The 21,300-nt window shown below is 43.3% G+C and carries 21 protein-coding genes; 11 read left to right on the plus strand and 10 right to left on the minus strand.

Annotated elements, in window-relative coordinates; all coding sequences use genetic code 11:
* Nucleotides 1-106 precede the first annotated feature (106 nt).
* Both FAM09_RS31135 and FAM09_RS22665 read right to left on the minus strand, forming a co-directional pair.
* Nucleotides 107-901, minus strand: coding sequence for a DUF2452 domain-containing protein (locus FAM09_RS31135; RefSeq protein WP_208025638.1), 795 nt, complete (start codon nt 899-901; stop codon nt 107-109).
* Between the two features lie 119 nt (nt 902-1,020).
* Complete coding sequence (locus tag FAM09_RS22665; protein ID WP_208025639.1) at nt 1,021-1,434, minus strand: YqaE/Pmp3 family membrane protein; 414 nt, start codon at nt 1,432-1,434, stop codon at nt 1,021-1,023.
* Between the two features lie 298 nt (nt 1,435-1,732).
* On the opposite strand from FAM09_RS22665, the gene FAM09_RS22670 reads away from it, so the two are divergent.
* On the plus strand, nt 1,733-2,836 hold the full coding sequence (locus FAM09_RS22670) for a DUF695 domain-containing protein (protein ID WP_136579445.1): 1,104 nt from the start codon (nt 1,733-1,735) through the stop codon (nt 2,834-2,836).
* A gap of 321 nt (nt 2,837-3,157) precedes the next feature.
* Complete coding sequence (locus tag FAM09_RS22675) at nt 3,158-4,486, plus strand: sensor histidine kinase (RefSeq protein WP_166437247.1); 1,329 nt, start codon at nt 3,158-3,160, stop codon at nt 4,484-4,486.
* 96 nt (nt 4,487-4,582) lie between these two features.
* Here FAM09_RS22675 and FAM09_RS22680 read toward each other — a convergent pair whose 3' ends face one another.
* Together FAM09_RS22680 and FAM09_RS22685 are read right to left on the minus strand one after the other, a co-directional pair.
* A complete protein-coding gene (locus tag FAM09_RS22680; RefSeq protein ID WP_136579447.1) occupies nt 4,583-5,419 on the minus strand; it encodes a dienelactone hydrolase family protein in 837 nt (278 codons plus the stop codon).
* A gap of 94 nt (nt 5,420-5,513) precedes the next feature.
* The gene (locus FAM09_RS22685) at nt 5,514-6,347 is read right to left on the minus strand and encodes a class I SAM-dependent methyltransferase (protein WP_136579448.1); all 834 of its coding nucleotides are present in this window, start codon (nt 6,345-6,347) and stop codon (nt 5,514-5,516) included.
* Nucleotides 6,348-6,471: 124 nt separating this feature from the next.
* Here FAM09_RS22685 and prfB point away from each other — a divergent pair.
* Nucleotides 6,472-7,558, plus strand: a protein-coding gene (gene prfB / locus FAM09_RS22690) for a peptide chain release factor 2 (protein ID WP_136579449.1) whose coding sequence is annotated in 2 segments (ribosomal slippage) — nt 6,472-6,531 and nt 6,533-7,558 — 1,086 coding nt in all. Because the reading frame shifts where the segments join, the coding sequence is not laid out codon by codon here.
* A gap of 444 nt (nt 7,559-8,002) precedes the next feature.
* Here the strand turns inward: prfB and FAM09_RS22695 are convergent.
* Genes FAM09_RS22695 through FAM09_RS22705 form a run of 3 tightly spaced genes read right to left on the minus strand, consistent with a single transcriptional unit; the run spans nt 8,003 to nt 11,433 of the window.
* Entirely contained in the window at nt 8,003-8,908 is a 906-nt protein-coding gene (locus FAM09_RS22695) for an OmpA family protein (protein ID WP_136579450.1), read from the minus strand.
* A gap of 14 nt (nt 8,909-8,922) precedes the next feature.
* The gene (locus FAM09_RS22700; protein ID WP_136579451.1) at nt 8,923-10,194 is read right to left on the minus strand and encodes a hypothetical protein; all 1,272 of its coding nucleotides are present in this window, start codon (nt 10,192-10,194) and stop codon (nt 8,923-8,925) included.
* A 33-nt stretch (nt 10,195-10,227) separates the two neighbouring features.
* Entirely contained in the window at nt 10,228-11,433 is a 1,206-nt protein-coding gene (locus tag FAM09_RS22705; protein WP_136579452.1) for a hypothetical protein, read from the minus strand.
* Between the two features lie 258 nt (nt 11,434-11,691).
* Between FAM09_RS22705 and pruA the strand changes: the two genes are divergently transcribed.
* Complete coding sequence (pruA, locus tag FAM09_RS22710) at nt 11,692-13,323, plus strand: L-glutamate gamma-semialdehyde dehydrogenase (protein WP_136579453.1); 1,632 nt, start codon at nt 11,692-11,694, stop codon at nt 13,321-13,323.
* Nucleotides 13,324-13,490: 167 nt separating this feature from the next.
* On the opposite strand, the gene FAM09_RS22715 is transcribed toward pruA, so the two are convergent.
* Nucleotides 13,491-14,051, minus strand: a complete 561-nt coding sequence (locus tag FAM09_RS22715; RefSeq protein WP_136579454.1) for an outer membrane beta-barrel protein — start codon at nt 14,049-14,051, stop codon at nt 13,491-13,493.
* A 649-nt stretch (nt 14,052-14,700) separates the two neighbouring features.
* On the opposite strand from FAM09_RS22715, the gene FAM09_RS22720 reads away from it, so the two are divergent.
* The 6 genes from FAM09_RS22720 (at nt 14,701) to FAM09_RS22745 (ending at nt 18,649) form a co-directional block, all read left to right on the plus strand.
* A complete protein-coding gene (locus FAM09_RS22720; protein WP_136579455.1) occupies nt 14,701-15,249 on the plus strand; it encodes a DUF3575 domain-containing protein in 549 nt (182 codons plus the stop codon).
* A 146-nt stretch (nt 15,250-15,395) separates the two neighbouring features.
* Complete coding sequence (gene pyrR, locus FAM09_RS22725; protein WP_136579456.1) at nt 15,396-15,917, plus strand: bifunctional pyr operon transcriptional regulator/uracil phosphoribosyltransferase PyrR; 522 nt, start codon at nt 15,396-15,398, stop codon at nt 15,915-15,917.
* A gap of 220 nt (nt 15,918-16,137) precedes the next feature.
* Entirely contained in the window at nt 16,138-16,485 is a 348-nt protein-coding gene (locus FAM09_RS22730) for a four helix bundle protein (RefSeq protein ID WP_136579457.1), read from the plus strand.
* A 151-nt stretch (nt 16,486-16,636) separates the two neighbouring features.
* Nucleotides 16,637-17,569, plus strand: a complete 933-nt coding sequence (locus FAM09_RS22735; RefSeq protein ID WP_136579458.1) for an aspartate carbamoyltransferase catalytic subunit — start codon at nt 16,637-16,639, stop codon at nt 17,567-17,569.
* Between the two features lie 126 nt (nt 17,570-17,695).
* Nucleotides 17,696-18,196, plus strand: a complete 501-nt coding sequence (gene coaD, locus FAM09_RS22740; protein WP_136579459.1) for a pantetheine-phosphate adenylyltransferase — start codon at nt 17,696-17,698, stop codon at nt 18,194-18,196.
* 30 nt (nt 18,197-18,226) lie between these two features.
* Nucleotides 18,227-18,649, plus strand: a complete 423-nt coding sequence (locus FAM09_RS22745; RefSeq protein WP_136579460.1) for a hotdog fold thioesterase — start codon at nt 18,227-18,229, stop codon at nt 18,647-18,649.
* 250 nt (nt 18,650-18,899) lie between these two features.
* On the opposite strand, the gene FAM09_RS22750 is transcribed toward FAM09_RS22745, so the two are convergent.
* Nucleotides 18,900-19,535: an NUDIX hydrolase gene (locus FAM09_RS22750; protein WP_136579461.1), complete on the minus strand. Its 636-nt coding sequence runs from the start codon at nt 19,533-19,535 to the stop codon at nt 18,900-18,902.
* Nucleotides 19,536-19,597: 62 nt separating this feature from the next.
* Between FAM09_RS22750 and pyrE the strand changes: the two genes are divergently transcribed.
* Nucleotides 19,598-20,233, plus strand: a complete 636-nt coding sequence (gene pyrE, locus FAM09_RS22755; RefSeq protein ID WP_136579462.1) for an orotate phosphoribosyltransferase — start codon at nt 19,598-19,600, stop codon at nt 20,231-20,233.
* A gap of 114 nt (nt 20,234-20,347) precedes the next feature.
* Here the strand turns inward: pyrE and FAM09_RS22760 are convergent, their stop codons facing one another.
* The gene (locus tag FAM09_RS22760) at nt 20,348-20,704 is read right to left on the minus strand and encodes a heavy-metal-associated domain-containing protein (protein ID WP_136579463.1); all 357 of its coding nucleotides are present in this window, start codon (nt 20,702-20,704) and stop codon (nt 20,348-20,350) included.
* Nucleotides 20,705-21,300: the final 596 nt, after the last annotated feature.

A 21,300-nucleotide genomic window follows, 5' to 3' on the forward strand; every position in this document is an offset into this window, starting at 1 on the left:
AAATTATAAACCACAAACAAGAAAGCCTTCCCGAAAAGCGGGAGGGTTTTTTGTTTGCCTGCAGGTTATTGCCACTCCAAATTTCAATATACAATAACCAATAAGCTTATACCATTTCCATCCAGGTATGATCGGCCAGCAGCTTTACCATTGCTACAAATCGTTTATATGGACCCGCCCCGCCGCCCCATTCTTTGGGACTTACCATAGATAAAAGGTAACTGCCATCGGCTTTCTCATATACGTAATAGGTATGCCCGATTACAGGGGTAAAACTCAGTTTTGCGCCATAAATAAGGAGGGATAATTCTTTGCGCTTCTGAATTTCCTGCGCCTGCAATGCCAGTAACTCTATTTGTTTTCTGATCTGCTCCAACTGCATGTTGGTTTGTTCTTCCATAGCCGTAAGGGCCTTGTGACGGATAACGCCTTCTTCGGTTGGTTTTATAACAGCGCCGGAAACAGAAGCAGAATAAGGTAATACGCTCAACTGCTTATGATAGTACTCAACGTTGGTATAAGGCTGTAACTGCGGAGTTGTTCCCTTTTGGGTTATTCGCAAATAACCATTCGGCATTATTTCATGGGCGATATGCAACACCTGTTCGTGCTGGCGGTAAAATACCGTTTCAAAGGAGATGCCGTCAATAAATGTCGTTTTTATCGTTTCTGCCACTTCGGGGTTTTCGAACGTGTGCTCCTGCCCGTCAGGCATAATGGTATATTGGCTTTCAAAAGCCTGGTTTTCGAGCGTTACCCAGTTCATGGTAATGGAAAGGAGACGCTCATTTTCTATGGCTTCCATTTTATAAATGCCCGACCGTGGCCGTTCGCCAAATTCATACGTGCCTTTTTCGGGAAACAATTGCCAGCTTGCTAAAAAGTTATATGCCTGTACCATATTTATTAATGCCGGTTATACCATATTCGGTTGAGTGCAAAAATAGGCAACAGGCCGACAAACAAAAAACCCCGATCGCCAGTTGGCAGACGGGGTTTTAAAAATAATTTTATTACGTCTTAGATCGCATCAAAAACCACCAGCAGTGCAAATATTACACCAGGGATCCAGAAGAGTAAGGTAAGGATCAGGCTGATCCAGAACCTTGAGTTCACTTCTTCTTCTTTCAGGTAAACAGCCAGTGGGGGTAACAAGATAGCCAGGATAGCCAGTAATACCTGGTCGGTTTCTGCAGCACGACCAGCCCGTTTGTCCGCCTTGTAGTCTTTCAATAATTTCTTAGCTTCTTTGATCCGTGTTTTACGCTCATGTCTCGACAGGTTCTTAAATTCATCAACGGCGGAAGTCACTGTCGCTGGTGCTGGTTCAGTTTTGGTAGTATTGTCTGCAGGTAAAGCAGCAGCCAGTACTGGAGTGGTGCAAACAGAAACCATTACCAGTAAGGTCAGGAATCGGGTAGTGATCTTTTTCATAATATCTAATTTGGTAAACAAATATAGTGAGGAATCTTTCAGATTGATACATCACATGCAATTAAAAGACCAGATAATGTTAACCGTACAGTAAGTAACGGTTACTTCCTGCCTGGCAATATCAAATAAACCCCATAATATCCCTGATCCGCTTACATTTGTTTTGAAAACAGGTTGGATGGATTATATGGTTTGAGCAATCGGGCAATAAGGTTATATATGACAGTTAGGGCAAAATGGCGTTCGCCTGAAATAAATGATTATTATTGCAATTACAATTTTGTAGAAAATTTTTACCATGGCTGGCATAAGCAAATATTTTAGAAAGGAAGGAGCAATGCAAGCGGCGGCAGCGGCATTCTGGCAATGGTTTGTCGAAAATGAGCATCGGTTCAGGGAGCTTGAAAAGAATGATTCTGATCAGGCTTTGTCGTTTTTGGAGGAACTGATCCAGCAAATGCAACCGTTTAATCCTTACCTTAAAGCATTGGCTGGCCCAGATAGTAGCGGTAATTATGAACTGATCATTACTTCCGATGGCGATATCGCTTTGTTCAGTAAGGTGGAAGAATTAATAAAATCAGCGCCGCCCGTTCCGCATTGGGTGTTTACTGCACATAAACCAGCCCTTGGCTTTGAAGGCATTAGTATAGACCTGTATGGGCTTCAGTTTACTACCACCACCACCAGCTTTTATCCTATAGTTCAGGAAAACTATCCCGATGAAGTAAATATTGTGCTCACCCATACCGAGTATACAAAGGATCTGGACGATCATTTTCAGGCAGGTGGTATGATCTATCTTGAAAACGGGCTGGGGGAGGTGAACACCGCCACCAAAATAGACAATTATGAAACCGGTCCTTTGCCCGCGGGAGACCGGGATATAGAAATAATTCCAATTTCGAAGCTGAATGAATATCTGAATTGGCGGGAAAAGGAGTTCGTGGAAAAATACGAATCCGTTCCGGCCGAACGACCCGACACATTTCATTTATTTGAGGCCGAAGACAAAGAGGGTAGAAAGATGCTGTTGGCCGTTAATATGGATTGCAGGTATTGGGACATGAAGCCGGCGTATTCGTGGTTATTACAGGTGAATATAAACTATACCGGCGATGAAAACGGTTTCCCGTTCGAAGAACAATTGATCGAATTGCAAACCCTGGAAGAAGAGATGTTTAACCTGTTGCCTGGCGATCGCGCCATTCTTGCCGGAAATAAAACATACGACAATTGTAAGAATATTTATTTTTATGTAAGCGAATACAAAACCACAGCTGCTTTATTGAACCAGTATGTAGAAAGCAGGGAAACACCGTATGAGATCCTGTTTTTTATAAGAAGGGATAAATACTGGCGAACCATGGAGCAGTATTTTAATTTGCCCACCGAAGATTGAGCCGTACCGGGTTCTCTTATTCTGCAAAAAAGGTTTTGGCCTGTGAGAAGCGGTTAGGTGGCGATATACAGTTGCAGGCAGGTGTAGGTACATGAACTATTTTTGTTATAGATTGATGGGGCAATATTTTGATATGTATTAGATAGTATGGATTAGAACAATGATATTTGTGTGCTTTTCACGTTTTAGTAATATTCAATTTCCTTAGAACAACACGATAGTAGCTGTATGCACGCCTTGCGCCTGGATTTATTGAAATATTGGTTATTCATAAAATCCATTGGGGTCACCCCCGATATGGAGGAGTATGAAAAAAGGAAAATGAGCATTTTTAACCAGCTTAATTTCCTGGGGATCATTACAGGCATTGTTGTACCACTCATTGGCATTTTTTTCAATGACCACCTGCCGCCGCTGGCCTGGTTCATTGCAGGCTCTCCACTGGCCATTAGCGTTATTGTACTTTGGTTGAACCACGAAAAGTATTACGAACACGCACGACTGGTGTATTTCAGTTTATATCCCATAGCCACCTGCCTGGTTTACCTCGGTAAAGTGGATGTGGGTGTTGAATTGTTTTTTGTATTGTACGGGGTTTTATCGGTATTCTTTTTACAACAGGTCATTCATATCATATTTGCGTTCAGCTTATCGGTTGCCTGTTACTTTTTTGCCTGCATTGTGCCGCACGATTTTTATTTCAAACTGGTGACCGTCAATTATTACTTCTATGTATTCAATCACCTTACGGCCATCTCCTTCATTTTTTACGCGATATATTTTATCAAGCAGGAAAATACCGGTTACCATTTTAGCCTGTTAAGTAAGTCGGAAGAATTGCACCGCCGCAGTATTGAAAGCGAGCTGCAGAAGCAGGAGATAGCGCAAAAAGCCCATTTGCTGGAAGAGCAAACCGCCAAGCTCACCGAACTAAATCAGCTAAAGAACAAACTGTTCTCCGTAATTGCGCATGACCTGAAAACGCCTATGTATGCATTGCGCAACCTGTTCAATAATATGCACTCCAGTGAAATGCCGGTAAAGGAAATGAAAGCATTGCTGCCCGGTATTGTGAATGAAATGAATTATACCACCAACCTCATGGAAAACCTGTTGCAATGGGCCAAATCGCAAATGGAGAACTCGTCTTTGCAGCCTGAGGTGCTTGATATTGAAACCATGATCAGCCGGGTATTGCAGTTGTTACACTGGCAGGCCAGCAACAAACGCATTCACCTGGAATCGCAGATTGAAGAACCCCTGTTTTGTTATGCCGATAAAGAAATGGTGAACCTGGTTTTGCGTAACCTGTTATCTAACGCCATAAAGTTTACCCCTGAAAACGGGCATGTGCGGGTAGGCGCTACAGAACGCGCTTCCTGTGTTGAGATCTTTGTTCAGGACGATGGCGTGGGCATCAGTACCGAACGGCAGCAACAACTTTTTGGCGATATATTCTATACCACTAAAGGAACCAATTCAGAAACCGGCACTGGTTTAGGTCTTAAGCTCTGTAAAGATTTCCTGGAAAAGAATGGCGGCCGTATAGCTGTGCAAAGCCAGCCAGGCAAAGGCAGCATCTTTACTGTTACTTTACCACGCTTTGGTGGAGAGGCCGGCCCGAGGGTTTCAATGGGCAATGGGCAATAATCAAATACAGGCTATAAGCTGCAAGCAGAAAACTTATGGCTTTGGTATTTGCTTTTACGGCTTAAAACTTACGGCTGTTTTCCTTCAGCTACTTTTTTACTTAAATATTCTATTAAAGAACTCCTGCATGTCCCGCCAGGAGGCGCTATCAGCCGCCGCATTATAAGCAATAGGGATATTAAATTGTTTGCCTACTTCTGTTGCTTTGGGATTGGTAAACGCATGTACAGCGCCGGGATATGCCTTGAAAGTATAATCAGCCTGTATAGAATCCATTTGTTTTTTAAACTGGTCCACTTCTTCCTTTTTTACGAACGGGTCATCAGCGCCATGGCATACCAGTATTTTTGCTTTCAACAGATCTTTATTGGCCGGCGTACCCAATAAGCTGCCATGAAAGCTCACCACCCCTTTAAAAGGCTCGCCTAACCGGGCTGCGTTCAACACCATGCCGCCCCCAAAGCAATAACCAATAGCAGCTATTTTGGAGGTATCTGTTTGCATATAACTTTTCAGGGCAACCAATGCGGCATCTATCCGCGCTTTTGCTTTTTCGGGATTGGTATAGAAAGGAGTAGCCAGTTTACCGGCAGTAGAAGGGGAGTCGGTTGTCAGGCCATTGCCATACATATCCATGGCCATAGCTATGTAACCTAATTTAGCCAGTTCCCGCGCCCGCATTTTAGGGTAATCGTTCAAGCCCCACCATTCATGAATAACCAGTATGGCCGGGCGTTTGGTATCCACGCTGGTATCATAGGCTACAAACCCGTCCATGGTAATGTCATCACCGCCATAACTGATGTTCATTTCTTTGATCCCCGGCTTTTTGGTTTCGGCTTCCTTACCGGTTTGCTTTGATGACTGGTCATTGCAGGAAACAATAGCAGCTACGGCAATAAACAAATAAACGTAACCCAATTTGTGTTTCATAACCTTATGATTTTAGCTTCTGGTAAATCAATGAATGATGACTATGAAGGTCGGGAAAAAGTTGGAAAATGAACACGGCCCTTTTGTTAACGCATCAGGTTGTTGTCTTTTCATAGATGCCGGTTTCCAACATAATATGTCCTTCTTTTAAGTTCTTATGCAGGTTATTTAATTTTTCGAGGGCGGTATCGCCCATCAATAAATGCAGTCCCAATGCGGGCAAACCCTTTTTCGAAATTCTATTAAGCAGGTTGTTGAAGAAAGCGATCCCTTTTCCGGTGTCGTCCTTTACCTGTATGCGTTGCAGGCCGGTATCGTGTAACAACATATGTAGTTGTTGTGAAGTGATCAAATAACTCATCGATGCACCGGCAGCCCAGGGAACGGGGAAATATATGGGCAGTTGATCATTGCTGAGGATATCGTAATAAATAAAACGGCCGCCAGCCGTTAACACGCGTTCTATTTCTGCATAAAATGTTTTTTTATCGGCAATATTCATTTGCACGTGTTGTGTTAATACAACATCAAAACTGTTGTTATTGAAAGGCAATGCCAACGCGCTGCCCTGTACAAACCGGGTGCTGTGTTGTAAACCCGTTAACGCTGATAATTGCCGGGCGGTGCGTATGTAGTCGGCAGTTATATCTATGCCGGTTACATCGCAGCCGTATTCATCTGCCAGCATCCGGCAGGCGCCGCCCAGGCCGCAACCCACATCTAATATGCGCATGGCGGGTTGCAGGCCGGCTGCAGCCGCCAGTTCGTGCGATACCTCCTGTCCGCGTACATGAAACTCATCTATAGCCGCTATAACCTTCCTGCTGACGTTTCCGGCCGGGATGCCGGCATTGTCAAGCGCCTGCAGAATAGCCTCGTATAAGCGCTCATATGCGTAATGGGATGCTATTTCGGGTTCATTGTTCATACAGTGTCTAAGTTAATAAGTTTATAGAGTTGATAAAGGAAAGCATATGGATAGTTGTGAGTTTTGAAATCAGGGTATCCATGTCAACTTGTTAACGTGTCAACTTTTCAACTATCTTTACGGCATGACACAAGAAAAAATAAACGATATGAGGTCCCGCCTTGGTGGACTGAGGAGGTTTCTTTGACGTCGACAATCGTCAGTACAAAGTAAATGAAGAGAAACAACTTTCCCTTTCGCCCGGTTTTTGGGACGATAACAAACGGGCCACTGAAATCCTGAAAAGCATTAAGCTGAACGAATTCTGGATCAAACTCTACGACCAGACAAAAGCGGCCGTAGAGGATTTTGTTGTGTTGTTTGATTTCTGGAAAGCCGGCGAAGCCAGCGAAGAAGAAACCAAACAGGCTTATGAAAAAGCCTTGCAGCAAATAGATGAAGCCGAATTCAAGAGCACCCTTAACCAGCCGGAAGACGAACTGCCGGGCGTACTGCAGATAAACAGCGGCGCCGGTGGAACGGAGAGCCAGGACTGGGCCGAAATGCTGGCGCGTATGTACCGCATGTATGGCGAAAAACAGGGCTGGCAGGTAACCGAGCTCGACTGGCAGGAGGGCGATGGCGCTGGTATTAAAAGCGCTACACTGCAGTTTGACGGCCCGTTTGCCTATGGCTTTTTAAAGGCTGAAAGCGGCGTTCACCGCCTGGTGCGCATTTCTCCTTTCGATAGCAATGCACGCCGGCATACGTCCTTTGCCTCGGTATTTGCCTATCCGCTGGTTGATGACAGCATAGAAGTGGCCGTAAACCCCGCCGACCTGGAATGGGAGTTTTACCGAAGCGGTGGCAAGGGTGGACAGAACGTGAACAAGGTTGAAACGGCTGTGCGTTTAAAGCACCATCCCAGCGGTATTGTGGTGGAATGCCAGAAAGCCCGTACGCAGGGAGAAAACCGCGAAATGGCGCTCCAGATGCTTAAGAGCCGGTTGTATGAAGAGGAACTTCGCAAGCGGGAAGCGTTGAAGAATGCCACCAATGCGTCGAAGAAGAAGATAGAGTGGGGAAGCCAGATCCGCAGCTATGTATTCCATCCTTATAAAATGATCAAAGACCACCGCACCGATTTTGAAGTAGGAAATGTGCAACCGGTGATGGATGGGGAACTGGATGGTTTTATAAAAGCTTATCTGATGATGGAGGCGGGTGGTTAGTTTATGGTTTATGGTTTGTGGTTTGTGGTTTGTGGTTTGTGGTTTGTGGTTTCGTTGAATTTTCGAAACGGCCGATTAATTGTAACCCCCCTGAAATATGAAAAGGTGTATACCGCTTGTGCGGAATGCACCTTTTTAATTTTTGAAGCTGCCCCTTAAAGCTGCTGAAACGCGTTCGCAAATTTCAAAGCGCGGCAGCAACAACAAACCATAAACTACAAACAACAAACAGCAAAAAAAAATGCCCCGACGCGTCGGGGCATTTTTTTTTGAGTGTATTATCTCAGTACTGAGAACCCAGAAACTCATCACTGAGAACTCAGAAGAATTTTGCCTGCAGTTTCATAGATGAACTATGGCTGCAGGCAAAATATGAATACACCAATTAATATTTCCAGAGTAATTATAACCAATCCGGCATTACTCGAATATATACTTCAGTGATTACCTCATTGCAGTGTCGTTGCTGAGGCCTTGCGCATATAAAGAACCGGGTAATACGTTCCATATCAAAGACACCATACGGCGACGTTTGTCATCAGCCTTATAGTCTCTTACTCTGTCAGGATAAGGTAACTCCTCACCTTTACCCATCCACTTGATGTCGTAGTTGATGAGCTTAGGATTAGGAATAAGACCTTCGTTTATTTTGATAAGGTCAACCAGAAGGTTGGCAATAGATTTTGCTCTAAGTTCTGATAATTTAACATTCAACTCCTGGCGGGTAGGGTTGTTAGTTTTCATCTTGGCGAGCAGCGGCGAATACAAAGGAGATTCCTTCGCAATCGGCGTCTCGTCGGAGAAACCATAACATACAATTACCGCCACGAACCGTTGCCTTGGGTGGTCACCAAAGAACTTGATGATTCGCTGTACAATTGGCTCGATTGATTTTTTGGCCTCATCCTGTTTTTCAGGAGGAATACCAAACATACCAGCGGGGAAGAACGTCGCTGTTTCGAATGAAGAGAACGTGGAAATGTCGTAAAGGTCATTCAGAGATTTCAGGTCGGTCAACGCACTTTGAATGATTACGTTTGTGCGCTCAGCAAACTGAAGGATCTCTTCCCGTGAACCGGTTTTCTCCAGTTGAACCGCAACGGCGAGCTGGGTGTCGATTTTACGCTCGGCGTCTTTCAGGTTCCGGATGATCTCTTTACCGATGTCGGGATCCACTTCATAATTCTTAACTTTTTCAACTGTCAACGCGATGGCGCGCTGAGCTTCTTTCTTGACTAATTCAAGAGTTTCTTGTGTGGTTTTCGTCAGGCTTTGGACTTTTTGGCTGGTGCAAGCTGCAAACAGCATTGTCAGTCCTGAAACTACCGTGATTAATAGGCTACGAAGCATAAGAGTAAAGGTTTTTAATAAGCAGGACCAAAAGTGACCTGCTCCTTTGGTTTACTAATTGGCTTTTTCGGATTGGTTCTTAAATGGATACTTTTTGAAGTATCTATCTGACTTTTAACGGCAGATGCGCGAATATATTCTCTTTCTTTAACATTTTCTTTCTTTTTATTTGTCGCTGCCGGCTCAGAATACGCGTAAGAACTGTACGAATTGTAAGATTTACTATCCTCTTTTTTCGGGGCTACTTCATTTACGATTTCAGTAACCGGTGGAGGTTCAGCAATTTGCGAACTCACTTCCTGCCGGTTCTTCGCAGCCTTCGTAATTTCCGGATCTTTTTCGGTCACCGGAGTCCAGGAAATAGACGTAATATTCGCAGATGATGGTAGTTTTACCTTTAGTAGTTTTTCGATCGACTCATTTATCTCATTAATGTTGTCGTCTTTGATAAAGGCATATGACTTTATGCCCATTTCATTGAACCATTTACTCCAGATGGTTGTAAGCAGATTGTATTCCCCGGTCCAATCGTCTTTAGGATTTAATTCCAGCACAATCACTTTCAGATTGGGGAATCTTTTATTAACGGGTAACAAACCGTAATCGCCTTCTTTGAACCGGCTGTTCCAATCGGGGGCTTTTTTCAGATTGTTGATGATCTGTGCGCAGGAAGTATAGCGGTTGTTACGGGAAGCGCGGCCTTGCAGGCTTTCAAAATCCATATATCCATCTGTAAGGATGAAAAGGGTATTCTGCGCATCTTTCTCCAGATCATCCTGCAGGTCTTCATTGAAGTATTTCCAAATGTCGGCGCCTGCGTAAGAAGTACTGTTATTACTGATCACCGCCTTCTTATAGATCTGTGGCAACAAGGTGCTGAAGTTCTTTTCTGTTTCTTCCAGCATCTTTGCCTTTTGCTCGGGCTGTGCCGATGCCAATGTAAGGCGAAGATTACCAGCCAGGTCGTACACATCGCTTGAGGTAGTTCGCTGTGGAGCTACCATCAACTTCATTTTGTCGTTTACGGTAAAATATAACCTGGTGGGATCTTTTGCATTCAGCTTCGATTTGAAAGCGGCGTAGATCGATTGAATGACCTGTATATCTTTTGGGACCTGTTGCTGATCATTATACAGGATCCGGTCGCTCAAATCAAGCAATACAATATAATTGTCTTTAGGCGGTGAAGAGCCGTCTTTTTTTGCATCCTTCACAGCCTCTTCGATTTCATTGCAACCTGCCAGAGCCCAGGCGCACATGATGGTGATTATGAGGTAACGTGCCATAACTCAAGGATAAAAGAAACCTATTAATAATAATTATTTGAAAAAGGATTCCTGGAACTCTTTCAGTTCTTTAATATAGGCGTCTGTTTTTTCATTGATGATCTTGATCTGCTCTTCTCCTTTTTCGCGCCCATATAAAGTTGCCAGGTAACCATTCCAGCCGTCTCTGAAATAATTGATGTTCTTTTCAATTGCATCAATCGGCAGAACCAGCCGGTCTTTTTCCTTGCTCAGGTCTTCCGCTCTTTGGGTGATCTGTTGTAATTCGGTTTCGTATAACATCCGTTTTTCTTCCAACTGCAGGATCTCATCCTGTAAACGGCTTATACGTTTGTACCGCAATTTCAACTGGTTGCGTTTGCTCCATTCCATCTGCATTAAATAATATACAGAGCTCCAGATTGCAAACACGCCAAAACCCAAAAAGAGCACCAGGTAAAATCGCGAATCCGCGAATACTGGTACTATCAGCGTTTTAAATTCATCCCGGTTCAGTTTAATCAAGATCTCATTCACTGCGGTATGAACCTGTAAAGCAAGTAAAATGTCGCCAATAAAAACCAGGCTTAGCAATCCCCATACAACTTTCTTGTATTTCATGCCTCTTTCCGAGAACAAGTGTATAGATGTTCCCAAGGCAAAGAAAATAGTGGGGAATACGATCAGGGGGGGGTAATTAATGATAAGATAGACCAGTCTTCGAAGGCTGGGTAACAATTGTATGTTTAGCCTTCCTTCCTGGAAAAGGGTCATTGGATCTACACCATTCAACGCAAAATCGGCAACACTCATGTAAAAGTATAACAAGTAAAACGAAAGTGCAACTAAAAGGAACAATAAAAATAAAAAAGTGCCCCAACTGAAGCTGTTATACTGGAATTGTTGCCCGGCAGAACGGTGAGAATTTATTTCATCTAATTGATTCTTAAGTAGATTGATCTCCGATTGCTTGGCCGGTACCAGTCCCTTCGTAATATCACGACTGTTGTGAATTTCGTCGGCTTTGCTCTTGGTTTCGTAATATTTTTCCAGCAAACCGTCAATTTGCTTCTGGATCCGGGTGCGGGTTTCTTCTGTTTTGGGCAGTAAATGCATGGAATCCTGCTCGGAGAGGATAGAACCGCTGCGTACCTTGTTCAACAGTCCTTTATACGCTTCAACGCCACCTTTATAAGTGCCTGCCTGCTCAACGCCGTATTCGCGCATGTCTTTTACGACAATATTCGACAGGTCTGGCATATGGTACCTGTTGCTATCGGATGATCTTGATTTTCCCGAGATTATCACAGTGAAGGTTCAGTTTAGAGGGTTAAAGTCACCAAATTTAACTTAATGCGTAAATACAAAATCGGCATGTGTACACCCTGTGGATAAAAGCCGGGCCGCATTTACAATAAATTTTATAATATAATGTGGGTCAGTGTTTTGACCGGTAGGCGCCTTTTTGTTAAATATAAAGCAGCTAAGTACCTTCGCAGCCTCAAAAACACATGCATTATGGAATTCGGCTATTTTCATTACCCACTGCCGGTAAACGAACCTGTATTATCGTATGCGCCGGGATCGCCCGAAAAGAAGCGGCTTAAAGAAGTACTGGCTCTTTTAAAACAGGAACAGGCCGATGTGCCTATGTATATTGGCGGGCTTGAAGTGCGTACCAACAAAAAAGAAACCATGCACCCGCCTCATGAAATAAAACATGTACTGGGGCATTATCATACCGGCGAAGAAAAACATGTAAAACAGGCTATTGAAGCTGCCCTCGCGGCTCGTGAAAGCTGGGCTGGCATGAGCTGGGAAAGCCGCGCTCATATATTTTTAAAAGCCGCCGACCTTATTGCTACAAAATATCGTGCGTACATGAACGGTACTACCATGCTGGGCCAAAGTAAGAATGCTTACCAGGCTGAAATTGATAGTGCATGCGAGTTGATCGATTTCTTACGTTTTAATGTACACTTTCTTAGTGAAATTTACCGTCAGCAACCAATAAGCGCTGCAGGTATTCATAACCGGATGGAGTACCGCCCGCTCGAGGGATTTGTGCTGGCTGTTACACCATTCAACTTTACTGCCATTGGCGGTAATCTGCCTACCTCAGCCGCTATGTGCGGTAACGTAGTAGTATGGAAACCGGCGCATACCCAAGTGTATTCAGCCCAGATGTTCATGCGCATTTTGAAAGAAGCTGGCCTGCCCGATGGCGTTATAAACCTGATATATGTTGATGGCCCTACTTTGGGTAAAGTATGTTTCAGTCACCCCGATTTTGCGGGCGTACATTTTACCGGTTCTACCGGCGTGTTCAATACCATGTGGGAAACCATTGGTAAGAATATGCATACCTATAAATCGTATCCGCGCATAGTAGGGGAAACGGGCGGAAAGGATTTTGTATTGGCGCATAAAACCGCTGATCCCGATTTATTGGTAACCGCTTTATTACGTGGTGCGTTTGAATTTCAGGGACAGAAATGTTCTGCCGCCTCACGCGCGTATATTCCATCGAACCTGGCCGAAGAAGTAAAAAAGAAACTGATTGCAGGCATAGAAAGTTTTTCGATGGGTTCAGTAGAGAACTTCACCAACTTTATTAATGCCGTGATCGATGAAAAGAGTTTCGATAAAATTGAATCGTATATCGAAAAAGCTAAGAACGATCCCAAGGCCGTAATATGGGCAGGAGGTAAATGCGATAAAACAGAAGGTTATTTTATTCAGCCTACGGTTATTGAAGCCAAAGACCCGCTGTATGTTACCATGTGCGAAGAGATCTTCGGGCCTGTATTAACGGTATATGTATACAATGCCGATAAGTTTGAAGATACTTTGGAGCTGGTGAATAAAACATCTCCGTATGCATTGACCGGATCTATCATTGCGCAGGATAGAACGGCTGTTGAACAGGCCACTGTGAAGCTGCGTCATGCGGCCGGTAATTTTTATATTAACGACAAACCTACCGGCGCTGTAGTAGGGCAACAGCCTTTCGGCGGGGCTCGCGCCAGTGGTACCAACGATAAAGCGGGTTCTATTTTGAACCTGTATCGCTGGTTGAGTGCAAGAACGATCAAGGAAACGTTTAATGCGCCGGTTGATTACCGCTATCCGTTTTTGGCAGAAGAATAAACCAATTGGCAATTAACAAGAATACCAGTTTACTGGTTATTTATTTGGGGAATTTGCTTTTTAAAGTTTCATAAAATAAAAGAGTCCCGATAGATATCGGGACTCTTTTATTTTATTGCCCATTGTCAATTGCCTGTTGCAGATTGATCATTGGGGATTGAAACTGTTTATTTTTTAGCAGAAGAAGCGCCGCCACCCAGGTGAACCTGGAAGCCGATGCTCAAGCCAAAATTGTTACTTCTGTCGCCAGCAACGTTTTCATATCTATCGCCACCATAAGAACTGTAATATAAAGCAAATTCCAGGGCGGTGTTAGGCGACAGGAACACTGCGGGACCAGCCATGATTGAAAAATGATTACCGCTTGCTTTGGCATCGCCTTGTTTAATTTTATCGAAGCCATATGAAGCATCAGCGAATACATTCACCTTTTGTGCGGCAGGTAAAAAATAATAGCGCACGAAGGGAGCAACGCCATACTGAACGGTAGCATCTTCGTCGCCTTTTACTTTTTCGCTTTCTAAACCAAGACGCAAACCACCAGCCAGGTTGTTGATAAAGAAATAACCAACATTCGGGTTTACAAAAATTGTAGTTGATTTGCTATCGCCCCGTTTCCAGGAATTGAAACCGGCATTACCACCGGCCAGCCACTGGCCTTGATTAACTTGGGCAAAAATTGCGTTGGAACTAACAAGTAAGAAAGCAGCAAATAAAACCTTTTTCATTGTTTTAGTTTTTACTCAGGTTTAATAGTGATTTTTAACGGGGCCAAAAGTAAAGGGTAAGAATTAAAAAATGAAAGGATTAGTGCATTAATTATTATTGTGTTATACTTGCACTAAATTTGTTGACTAAACGCAATAAATAATAATTGACAACCGTTTATTTGTGTCCATGGAACATTTTTGATGTTTTATTAAGAAACACAATTGTACCTTAGTGGCCTTGCTGAATGTATCATGAAGCAAGGCAAAAACGGAGATATTTTTAGAAGAATTTAGATGTTAAGCTACCCTCTTACAATAGCGGGTTTGGAATTATAAAAGAAGAATGATAGCCGATTCTTGCTATGTTTTGTTTTTAAAAAGATCGTACTACTTTTTAAGATAACGATTTCATTGCTGGAATCATTTAGATAGTCACATCCCTGGTATCTCCCCCGAATAGTTTTCTTGATTGAAAAAGAATTAACCCTATTTAACCCAACCAATTCTATTAGCCCATGTTCAACAACAGCTATACATTTAATTGTATTAATACTTCTGTTCATTCCTTTTATCATCATTTACATCTTGGCCAACAATAATTTCGTTTGATATTACTATATAATATTCATTTAACCCTTTTTTTATTTAACCAAAAACTCCCTTTTACATGAAAAAAGTTGTCCTTGTTTCAGCCCTTGTAGCCGCAATGTGTACTGCTAAAGCCCAGGATGGCGGATCAAATGCTGTTAAGATCAACCCTTTGTCTTTGTTCCTTGCTACCGGTAACGTTGCTTATGAAAGAGCAACCGGCGAAAGCCAGTCTTTTCAGTTGGGTTTGTTTTATTCAGGTGTGAAATTATCAAGTCTTAAATATTCAGGATTTGGTATTACACCGGAATATCGCTTTTATTTTGGTGGCCGTGCCGAAGCTATGAATGGCGTATACGCGGCTCCATTCCTCCGTTATCAGAATTTCAAGATCGAGGACACCGATACAAAAGATAAAGTGACCTTCAGCTCATTTGGTGGTGGCGCACTTATTGGCTGGGAAAAGAGCTGGGATAGCGGCTTTATGCTCGACCTTTTCGCTGGCCCCGCTTATAACTCTGGTACTGTTAAAGCCGAAGGTACTGCTGATGAAGATAACTTCAATATCTCTGGCGGTATCGACGGATTTGGCGTGCGTACCGGTATTACTTTAGGTTTCAGATTCTAATCTATTTACACAGTATTTTATTTGGTCAGTCTATTCTTAATTGAATAGACTGATTTTTTTTACCCACTTTGTTCCCGGCTTTCACCAGGGAAGTAGCTTAATTTCCTAATTTGCCGGTTTGCGTTTATTTTTATCAAAATTTTTCCTTGAAGACGATTTTAAATGAACAGCAACTGGCCATTATAATCCGGCGGCTAAGTCACCAGGTATTGGAAAATAATATCAATCTCGATAACACGGTTTTTATTGGCATACAGCCACGAGGCATTTTTGTGTCTGACCAAATGATACAGGTGATCCGCAAACTGGTTTCGCCAGAAAAAGTACAGTACGGCCGGCTGGATATTACCTTTTACCGCGACGATGTTCGCAACCAGATCCACGTACCCAATCATACCGATATTCCTTTCAGCATTGAAAATAAAAATGTGGTATTGATCGACGATGTACTGTACACGGGCCGCACCATCAGGGCCGCTTTGGATGCCCTGCTCGATTTTGGGCGCCCGGCCAAGGTAGAGCTGTGCGTGCTCATCGATCGCCGTTTCAGCCGGCAATTGCCAATTCAACCCGATTATACGGGCCGGTCAATCGATTCCATCGTGTCGCAAAAAGTAAAAGTTTTCTGGAAGGAACGCGATGGAAAAGAAGAAGTTGTGTTACTTTAAGGCTCAAGGCTCAAGGCACAAGGCTCAAGGCTTAAGGCACAAGGCTTAAGGCACAAGGTACAAGGCACAAGGCTCAAGGTACAAGGCTTAAGGTACAAGGCTCAAGGTACAAGGTACAAGGCTCAAGGTACAAGGTACAAGGCTCAAGGTACAAGGTACAAGGTACAAGGTACAAGGTATAAGGCTCCTGAGTTTGAAGCATAATTTTTAAAAAAAAATTATGTCAAAAGAATTGGAAGACCGTTTTTTCAACTATGCTAAGCATGTCCGTGATTTTTGCCAAAAATTAAAATGGAATACTATTAATTTGGTATACATCCGCCAATTAGTTAGATCCAGTAGTTCAATTGATGCCAATTATCTTGAGGCATCGGATGATATAGGGAAAAGTGATGAAAGGATGAAAATAAAGATTGCCCGCAGAGAGGCAAAAGAAACAAATTATTGGTTGCAATTATTAATAACTTATAATGACCCTGAATTGGAAAAGGAAAAATTAGTTTTAATAGAAGAAGGCAACCAGATCAGAAAGATCTTGTCTTCTATTGTTTCTAAATTAGTTGGATAATGGTACAAGGCTCAAGAAAGCAAGGCATAAGACTTGATAATCAGATATTGTTTTACTTTAGATATTTGATTTCAGACCATATATCTTGTTCTAAATCTTGTGCCTTGAACCTTGGTTCTTGTATCTTAAAGCCTTAATTTCGCTGCTTGAAATGCAACTTTCAGTTAAACATCTGCTCGGCATACGGGATCTCACCCGTCAGGACATTCAGATTATTTTAGATACTGCCACTCAATTCAAGGAAGTTTTACAACGGCCTATCAAGAAAGTTCCTTCTTTGCGGGATGTAACCATCGTGAATTTGTTTTTCGAAAATTCAACCCGTACAAGGATCTCGTTTGAACTGGCTGAAAAACGCCTGAGTGCAGACACTATTAATTTTACGGCCAGCGCTTCTTCCGTTTCAAAGGGCGAAACCCTGCTGGATACCGTGAATAATATTTTGTCGATGAAAGTAGATATGGTGGTAATGCGGCATAGTGCCAGCGGTGCCCCTCACTTTCTGGCACAACATATACCCGCCGCTATTGTAAACGCCGGTGATGGCATTAATGAACACCCCACACAGGGTTTGTTAGATGCTTTCTCCATGCGTGAAAAACTGGGCCGGCTCGAAGGCCTGAAAGTGGCGATCATAGGCGATATCATGCATTCGCGGGTAGCTATGAGCAATATTTACCTGCTTAAAAAAATGGGTGCAGAAGTAACCGTAGCAGGTCCGCCTACACTTATTCCCAAATACATACAGGAAGCTTTCGACATCCGGGTTGAGTATAACCTGAAGAAAGCGTTGGAGTGGTGCGATGTGGCGAATGTATTGCGTATTCAACTGGAACGCCAGAACCAGGTATTGTTCTCTTCGCTGCGCGAATACAGCCTGGCTTATGGCATCAATAAGCAAATACTCGATAGCCTGAATAAGAAAATAGTGATCATGCACCCCGGGCCCATCAACAGGGGCGTGGAGTTGGATAGTGATGCTGCCGATAGCAACCAGTCTATTATTTTACAACAGGTAGAAAATGGGGTAGCAGTGCGCATGGCAGTATTGTACTTGTTGTCGGGTGGAAGGGAGATGAGTTAGTCAAGCCACAAGGCCCAAGAGTCAAGGCATAAGGGCTTATACCCGGAATGCCTGAGTAAAATCAGCGACCTCAAAAATTAAAGCCTTGTGCCCTGTATCTTGTACCTTGTATCTTAAAACATAATCATGCAACGCATTGCTTTATTTCCCGGGACCTTTGACCCTATTACCATCGGTCACCTGGATATTATTCACCGCGCGCTTCCTTTGTTTGATAAACTCGTTATTGGTATCGGGCGAAATGCCAATAAATCGGCTATGTTCACTGAAGAACAGCGGATGAAATGGATAAAGGAGATCTTTGGGAATAATCCAAATGTAAACGTAGTGGTTTATGAGGGATTGACCATTGAATGTTGCAGGAAAGTAGGCGCCAACTTTATAGTGCGGGGCATTCGTTATGTGAACGATTTTGAATATGAAAAGGCTATTGCCGATATGAACCGCAGCCTTGATAATAATATAGAAACTGTTTTCCTCACCTGTCTTCCCCAATATACATCGGTAGCGTCAACGCTGGTAAGAGATGTATTACGCAATGGCGGCAATGCCCTGCAATTTTTACCCGAAGTGGTAGCAAATGATATTAGTAAAGCTGCAATCCCGGTGGGTAAGCAAAAAGCCTAATGTAGAACCTGCAGCATTAAAAACGGAAGCATGATCTGGTTTAAAAAAGACCTTCAATTACACGAAATCAATCGCCTTGGCAAGAATACCATGAGCGAGCATCTCGGGATTGCATTTACCGAACTGGGCGTTGATTTTATCAAAGGCACCATGCCGGTTGATACGCGCACCAATCAACCTTACGGGTTACTGCATGGCGGCGCTTCCTGCGTACTGGCCGAAACGCTGGGCAGCGTAGCTTCCGCACTGATAATAGATCCGGAAAAATTCATTTGCGTAGGGCTCGAGATCAATGCCAATCACATTCGGGGCGTTCGCGAAGGCATAGTAACCGGTATAGCTACACCACTTCACCTGGGTAATTCAACCCACGTTTGGGATATAAAGATCCATGACGGACGCGAAAAGCTGGTTTGTGTAAGCCGGTTAACAGTGGCGATTCTTAAGAAGTAAGGCTGCAAGGTACAAGCTTCACGCTACAAGCAAATACAAAACAGCTTAAAGCTATAAGTCGAAAGCTTAAAGCAAATACAATACGGCTGCACGCTTCACGCTGCAAGTAAATACTCAACTTCAACATTGGAAATTGGCTACCTGCCGGCAGGTAGTTTCTATATTCGATATTCAATATTCAAGATTCTTCTGCCTTCCCTTTCTCATTTCTTATTTCTCATTCTTAATTTTTCATTTCCTTTCTCCCCCTTTAGGGGGCCGGGGGGTACCCACCTGCTTTCAACACATCAATAATAGCTGGAAACGTATTGGAAATATATTGCTGTAAATTATCCGGCGCCACCCATTCCAACCGGGTGATCTGTTCATTTTCCTGCGGCGTTAATGGGTGGGCTTTTGAAGCCGACAATAAATACCAGTGTGTTTCTTTTAAAATATGATGGCCGCTTTCATCGTAAGTATGCCAGGTGGTGACCAGGTGTTTTTTCAGTAGCACTTCCTGTAAACCGGTTTCTTCCTGTATCTCCCGCACAGCACAGGTCTCCAGTGTTTCCCCCTCATCCAGTTTACCCTTTGGCAGGTCCCATTTACCGCGCCGGAAGATGAATAATAACTCATTGGCCTCGTTTACTACCAGTCCGCCCGCCGCTTTTACCAGTATGAACTTCTTCCAGAAAGCTTTTTTGAGCTCTTCTACATTATTATGAAGATAAATACCTGCGTGTACTTTGTCAAGCCGCATTTCGTGGATCATTGATTTAATACCGCCAGGGGAAAATTCATCAATTAACACGGCATCATCATGATGAACATATGGTTCAATTTCGGGGGTAATGGAATCTGTAAGGAAAAGTGGTTTGTCGTTAAAATATATCTTTGTGTGCATAACTTATTTTCAGTTTTCAGGTAGCAAAGGTCAATTTCGCCGCAAATAACTTAATCAACAATATGTCCTCTAACGAAAAGGCGGTAGCCGAAAAGTTATTACAAAGTAATGCTATTAAATTAAATCCCGCACAACCCTTTACCTGGGCGTCGGGTTGGAAGAGTCCTATTTATTGCGATAACCGGCGGGTATTATCGTTTCCTTTTATCCGTGATTTTATTAAATCAGAAATGTGCAATGTGGTGTTTCAGGAGTTCCCTGATGCCGAGTTGCTGGCCGGGGTAGCCACGGCAGGCATTGCCTGGGGCGCTATGGCCGCCGACCAGTTGAAATTGCCTTACATATATGTTCGTCCCAAGCCCAAAGAACACGGGCTGGGTAACCAGATTGAAGGATATTATACTGCAGGGCAAAAAGTAGTGGTCATTGAAGACCTGATCTCAACCGGTAAAAGCAGCCTGCAGGTGGTGGATGTAGTAAAGGCCGCCGGACTGGAAGTGATGGGAATGGTATCGATTTTTACCTATGGTTTTCCGGTTGCCGCCGAAGCTTTTGAGAAGGCAGGCGTTCCTTATATTTCTCTTACCAACTATGGAACGTTGATTGAACTGGCCGTTGAAAAGGGAATTGTTTCGCCCGATCAACAGCAAATTTTAATGGATTGGCGCAAAGATCCGTCAACCTGGACGGGGCAATAACCGGCCGTGTGTTCACATATAGGAATTATTAGAATGTAATATTCGGATATTAATAAAAAAACCATCCGCCGTAAAGGGGATGGTTTTTTTATATGTGATTTTATTTAATAACTACTACATGCCGCCGCCATCTTCAGGTTTTTTGCAGCATTTGGGAAGCTTTTTGTAAGCTTCGTCTTCTGCTTTTACATCGTCGGCATCATACCCCGCATTGGCTATGGCAGCCTTAATATTTTCTACATTGGTACGCTCGGAAACGAAGGTAACTTTGGTAACATGTTTCTTGAAATCCACGACTGATTTTTGAACCCCATCTTCGCGTTTCAGGTGATCTTCAATGCGTTTTTTGCAACTTTCGCATTGAACGGTGGGGGTTTGAATGGTAACTGTTTGAACCCCTTTTTTGGCCTGAGCGGAGGCGAAGGTGGTAATTCCCATAACGGCAATTGCCACTAAAAGTATTTTCTTCATACCACTTGTTTTCTCAAATGTAATTATTTCGGGGAATCATTTTCGTTAATTTTTTACCATCGGTTGGGGTGAAAAATCAGGGCCTTGGTCTGCGAAAAATACGATCAACTTATTTATGATTTTGTCTCAGCTGTACCCGGACGGGGAGTTGAATTCAGCCAGCTTTAACCACGGTTTTCATTTTTCTATGTGCTCATTTTGTCAGACAAACTGGCATGGAAGTGAGAAATTGTTGCGGCCGTTTTTTGTGCGACCGGGTGGTTGTTGAAGGTAGAAAAGGGGTGAGGTCCGTAAGGGTTAGTACCCGGATCTTTGAGCAATCAACCCAAATTGGCTTCGCGAAAAATGCCCAACGAATGAAATTTTTTAACCGGAAATGGATGATCGCTTTCTGTACAGCCCGGCCTGGTGCCGACCATTTTTTGGGAAAACCGGTTGGTGTGATCACTCAAAATTGAAAAGTTTCCGTCGCCGGATTTTTGATCTTCGGTTGTACTTTTTCCAAAAAAGGTCAATAAATGGGGTAGGATCCCAGTTGATTTTTTAATAGTAATCCCTCGATTTTTGAGGAGTCAGTGATGCCCGGTTTTCAATTT

This window comes from Niastella caeni, from assembly GCF_004834005.1.
GTDB classification, from domain to species: Bacteria; Bacteroidota; Bacteroidia; order Chitinophagales; family Chitinophagaceae; genus Niastella; species Niastella caeni.

What these genes read in the sequence shown, in the direction of transcription:
- FAM09_RS31135 (WP_208025638.1), bottom strand. Translation starts at nt 901, where the DNA reads ATGGTACAGGCATATAACTTTTTAGCAAGCTGGCAATTGTTTCCCGAA.
- FAM09_RS22665 (WP_208025639.1), bottom strand. Translation starts at nt 1,434, where the DNA reads ATGAAAAAGATCACTACCCGATTCCTGACCTTACTGGTAATGGTTTCT.
- FAM09_RS22670 (WP_136579445.1), top strand. Translation starts at nt 1,733, where the DNA reads ATGGCTGGCATAAGCAAATATTTTAGAAAGGAAGGAGCAATGCAAGCG.
- FAM09_RS22675 (WP_166437247.1), top strand. Translation starts at nt 3,158, where the DNA reads ATGAGCATTTTTAACCAGCTTAATTTCCTGGGGATCATTACAGGCATT.
- FAM09_RS22680 (WP_136579447.1), bottom strand. Translation starts at nt 5,419, where the DNA reads ATGAAACACAAATTGGGTTACGTTTATTTGTTTATTGCCGTAGCTGCT.
- FAM09_RS22685 (WP_136579448.1), bottom strand. Translation starts at nt 6,347, where the DNA reads ATGAACAATGAACCCGAAATAGCATCCCATTACGCATATGAGCGCTTA.
- FAM09_RS22695 (WP_136579450.1), bottom strand. Translation starts at nt 8,908, where the DNA reads ATGCTTCGTAGCCTATTAATCACGGTAGTTTCAGGACTGACAATGCTG.
- FAM09_RS22700 (WP_136579451.1), bottom strand. Translation starts at nt 10,194, where the DNA reads ATGGCACGTTACCTCATAATCACCATCATGTGCGCCTGGGCTCTGGCA.
- FAM09_RS22705 (WP_136579452.1), bottom strand. Translation starts at nt 11,433, where the DNA reads ATGCCAGACCTGTCGAATATTGTCGTAAAAGACATGCGCGAATACGGC.
- pruA (WP_136579453.1), top strand. Translation starts at nt 11,692, where the DNA reads ATGGAATTCGGCTATTTTCATTACCCACTGCCGGTAAACGAACCTGTA.
- FAM09_RS22715 (WP_136579454.1), bottom strand. Translation starts at nt 14,051, where the DNA reads ATGAAAAAGGTTTTATTTGCTGCTTTCTTACTTGTTAGTTCCAACGCA.
- FAM09_RS22720 (WP_136579455.1), top strand. Translation starts at nt 14,701, where the DNA reads ATGAAAAAAGTTGTCCTTGTTTCAGCCCTTGTAGCCGCAATGTGTACT.
- FAM09_RS22730 (WP_136579457.1), top strand. Translation starts at nt 16,138, where the DNA reads ATGTCAAAAGAATTGGAAGACCGTTTTTTCAACTATGCTAAGCATGTC.
- FAM09_RS22735 (WP_136579458.1), top strand. Translation starts at nt 16,637, where the DNA reads ATGCAACTTTCAGTTAAACATCTGCTCGGCATACGGGATCTCACCCGT.
- coaD (WP_136579459.1), top strand. Translation starts at nt 17,696, where the DNA reads ATGCAACGCATTGCTTTATTTCCCGGGACCTTTGACCCTATTACCATC.
- FAM09_RS22745 (WP_136579460.1), top strand. Translation starts at nt 18,227, where the DNA reads ATGATCTGGTTTAAAAAAGACCTTCAATTACACGAAATCAATCGCCTT.
- FAM09_RS22750 (WP_136579461.1), bottom strand. Translation starts at nt 19,535, where the DNA reads ATGCACACAAAGATATATTTTAACGACAAACCACTTTTCCTTACAGAT.
- pyrE (WP_136579462.1), top strand. Translation starts at nt 19,598, where the DNA reads ATGTCCTCTAACGAAAAGGCGGTAGCCGAAAAGTTATTACAAAGTAAT.
- FAM09_RS22760 (WP_136579463.1), bottom strand. Translation starts at nt 20,704, where the DNA reads ATGAAGAAAATACTTTTAGTGGCAATTGCCGTTATGGGAATTACCACC.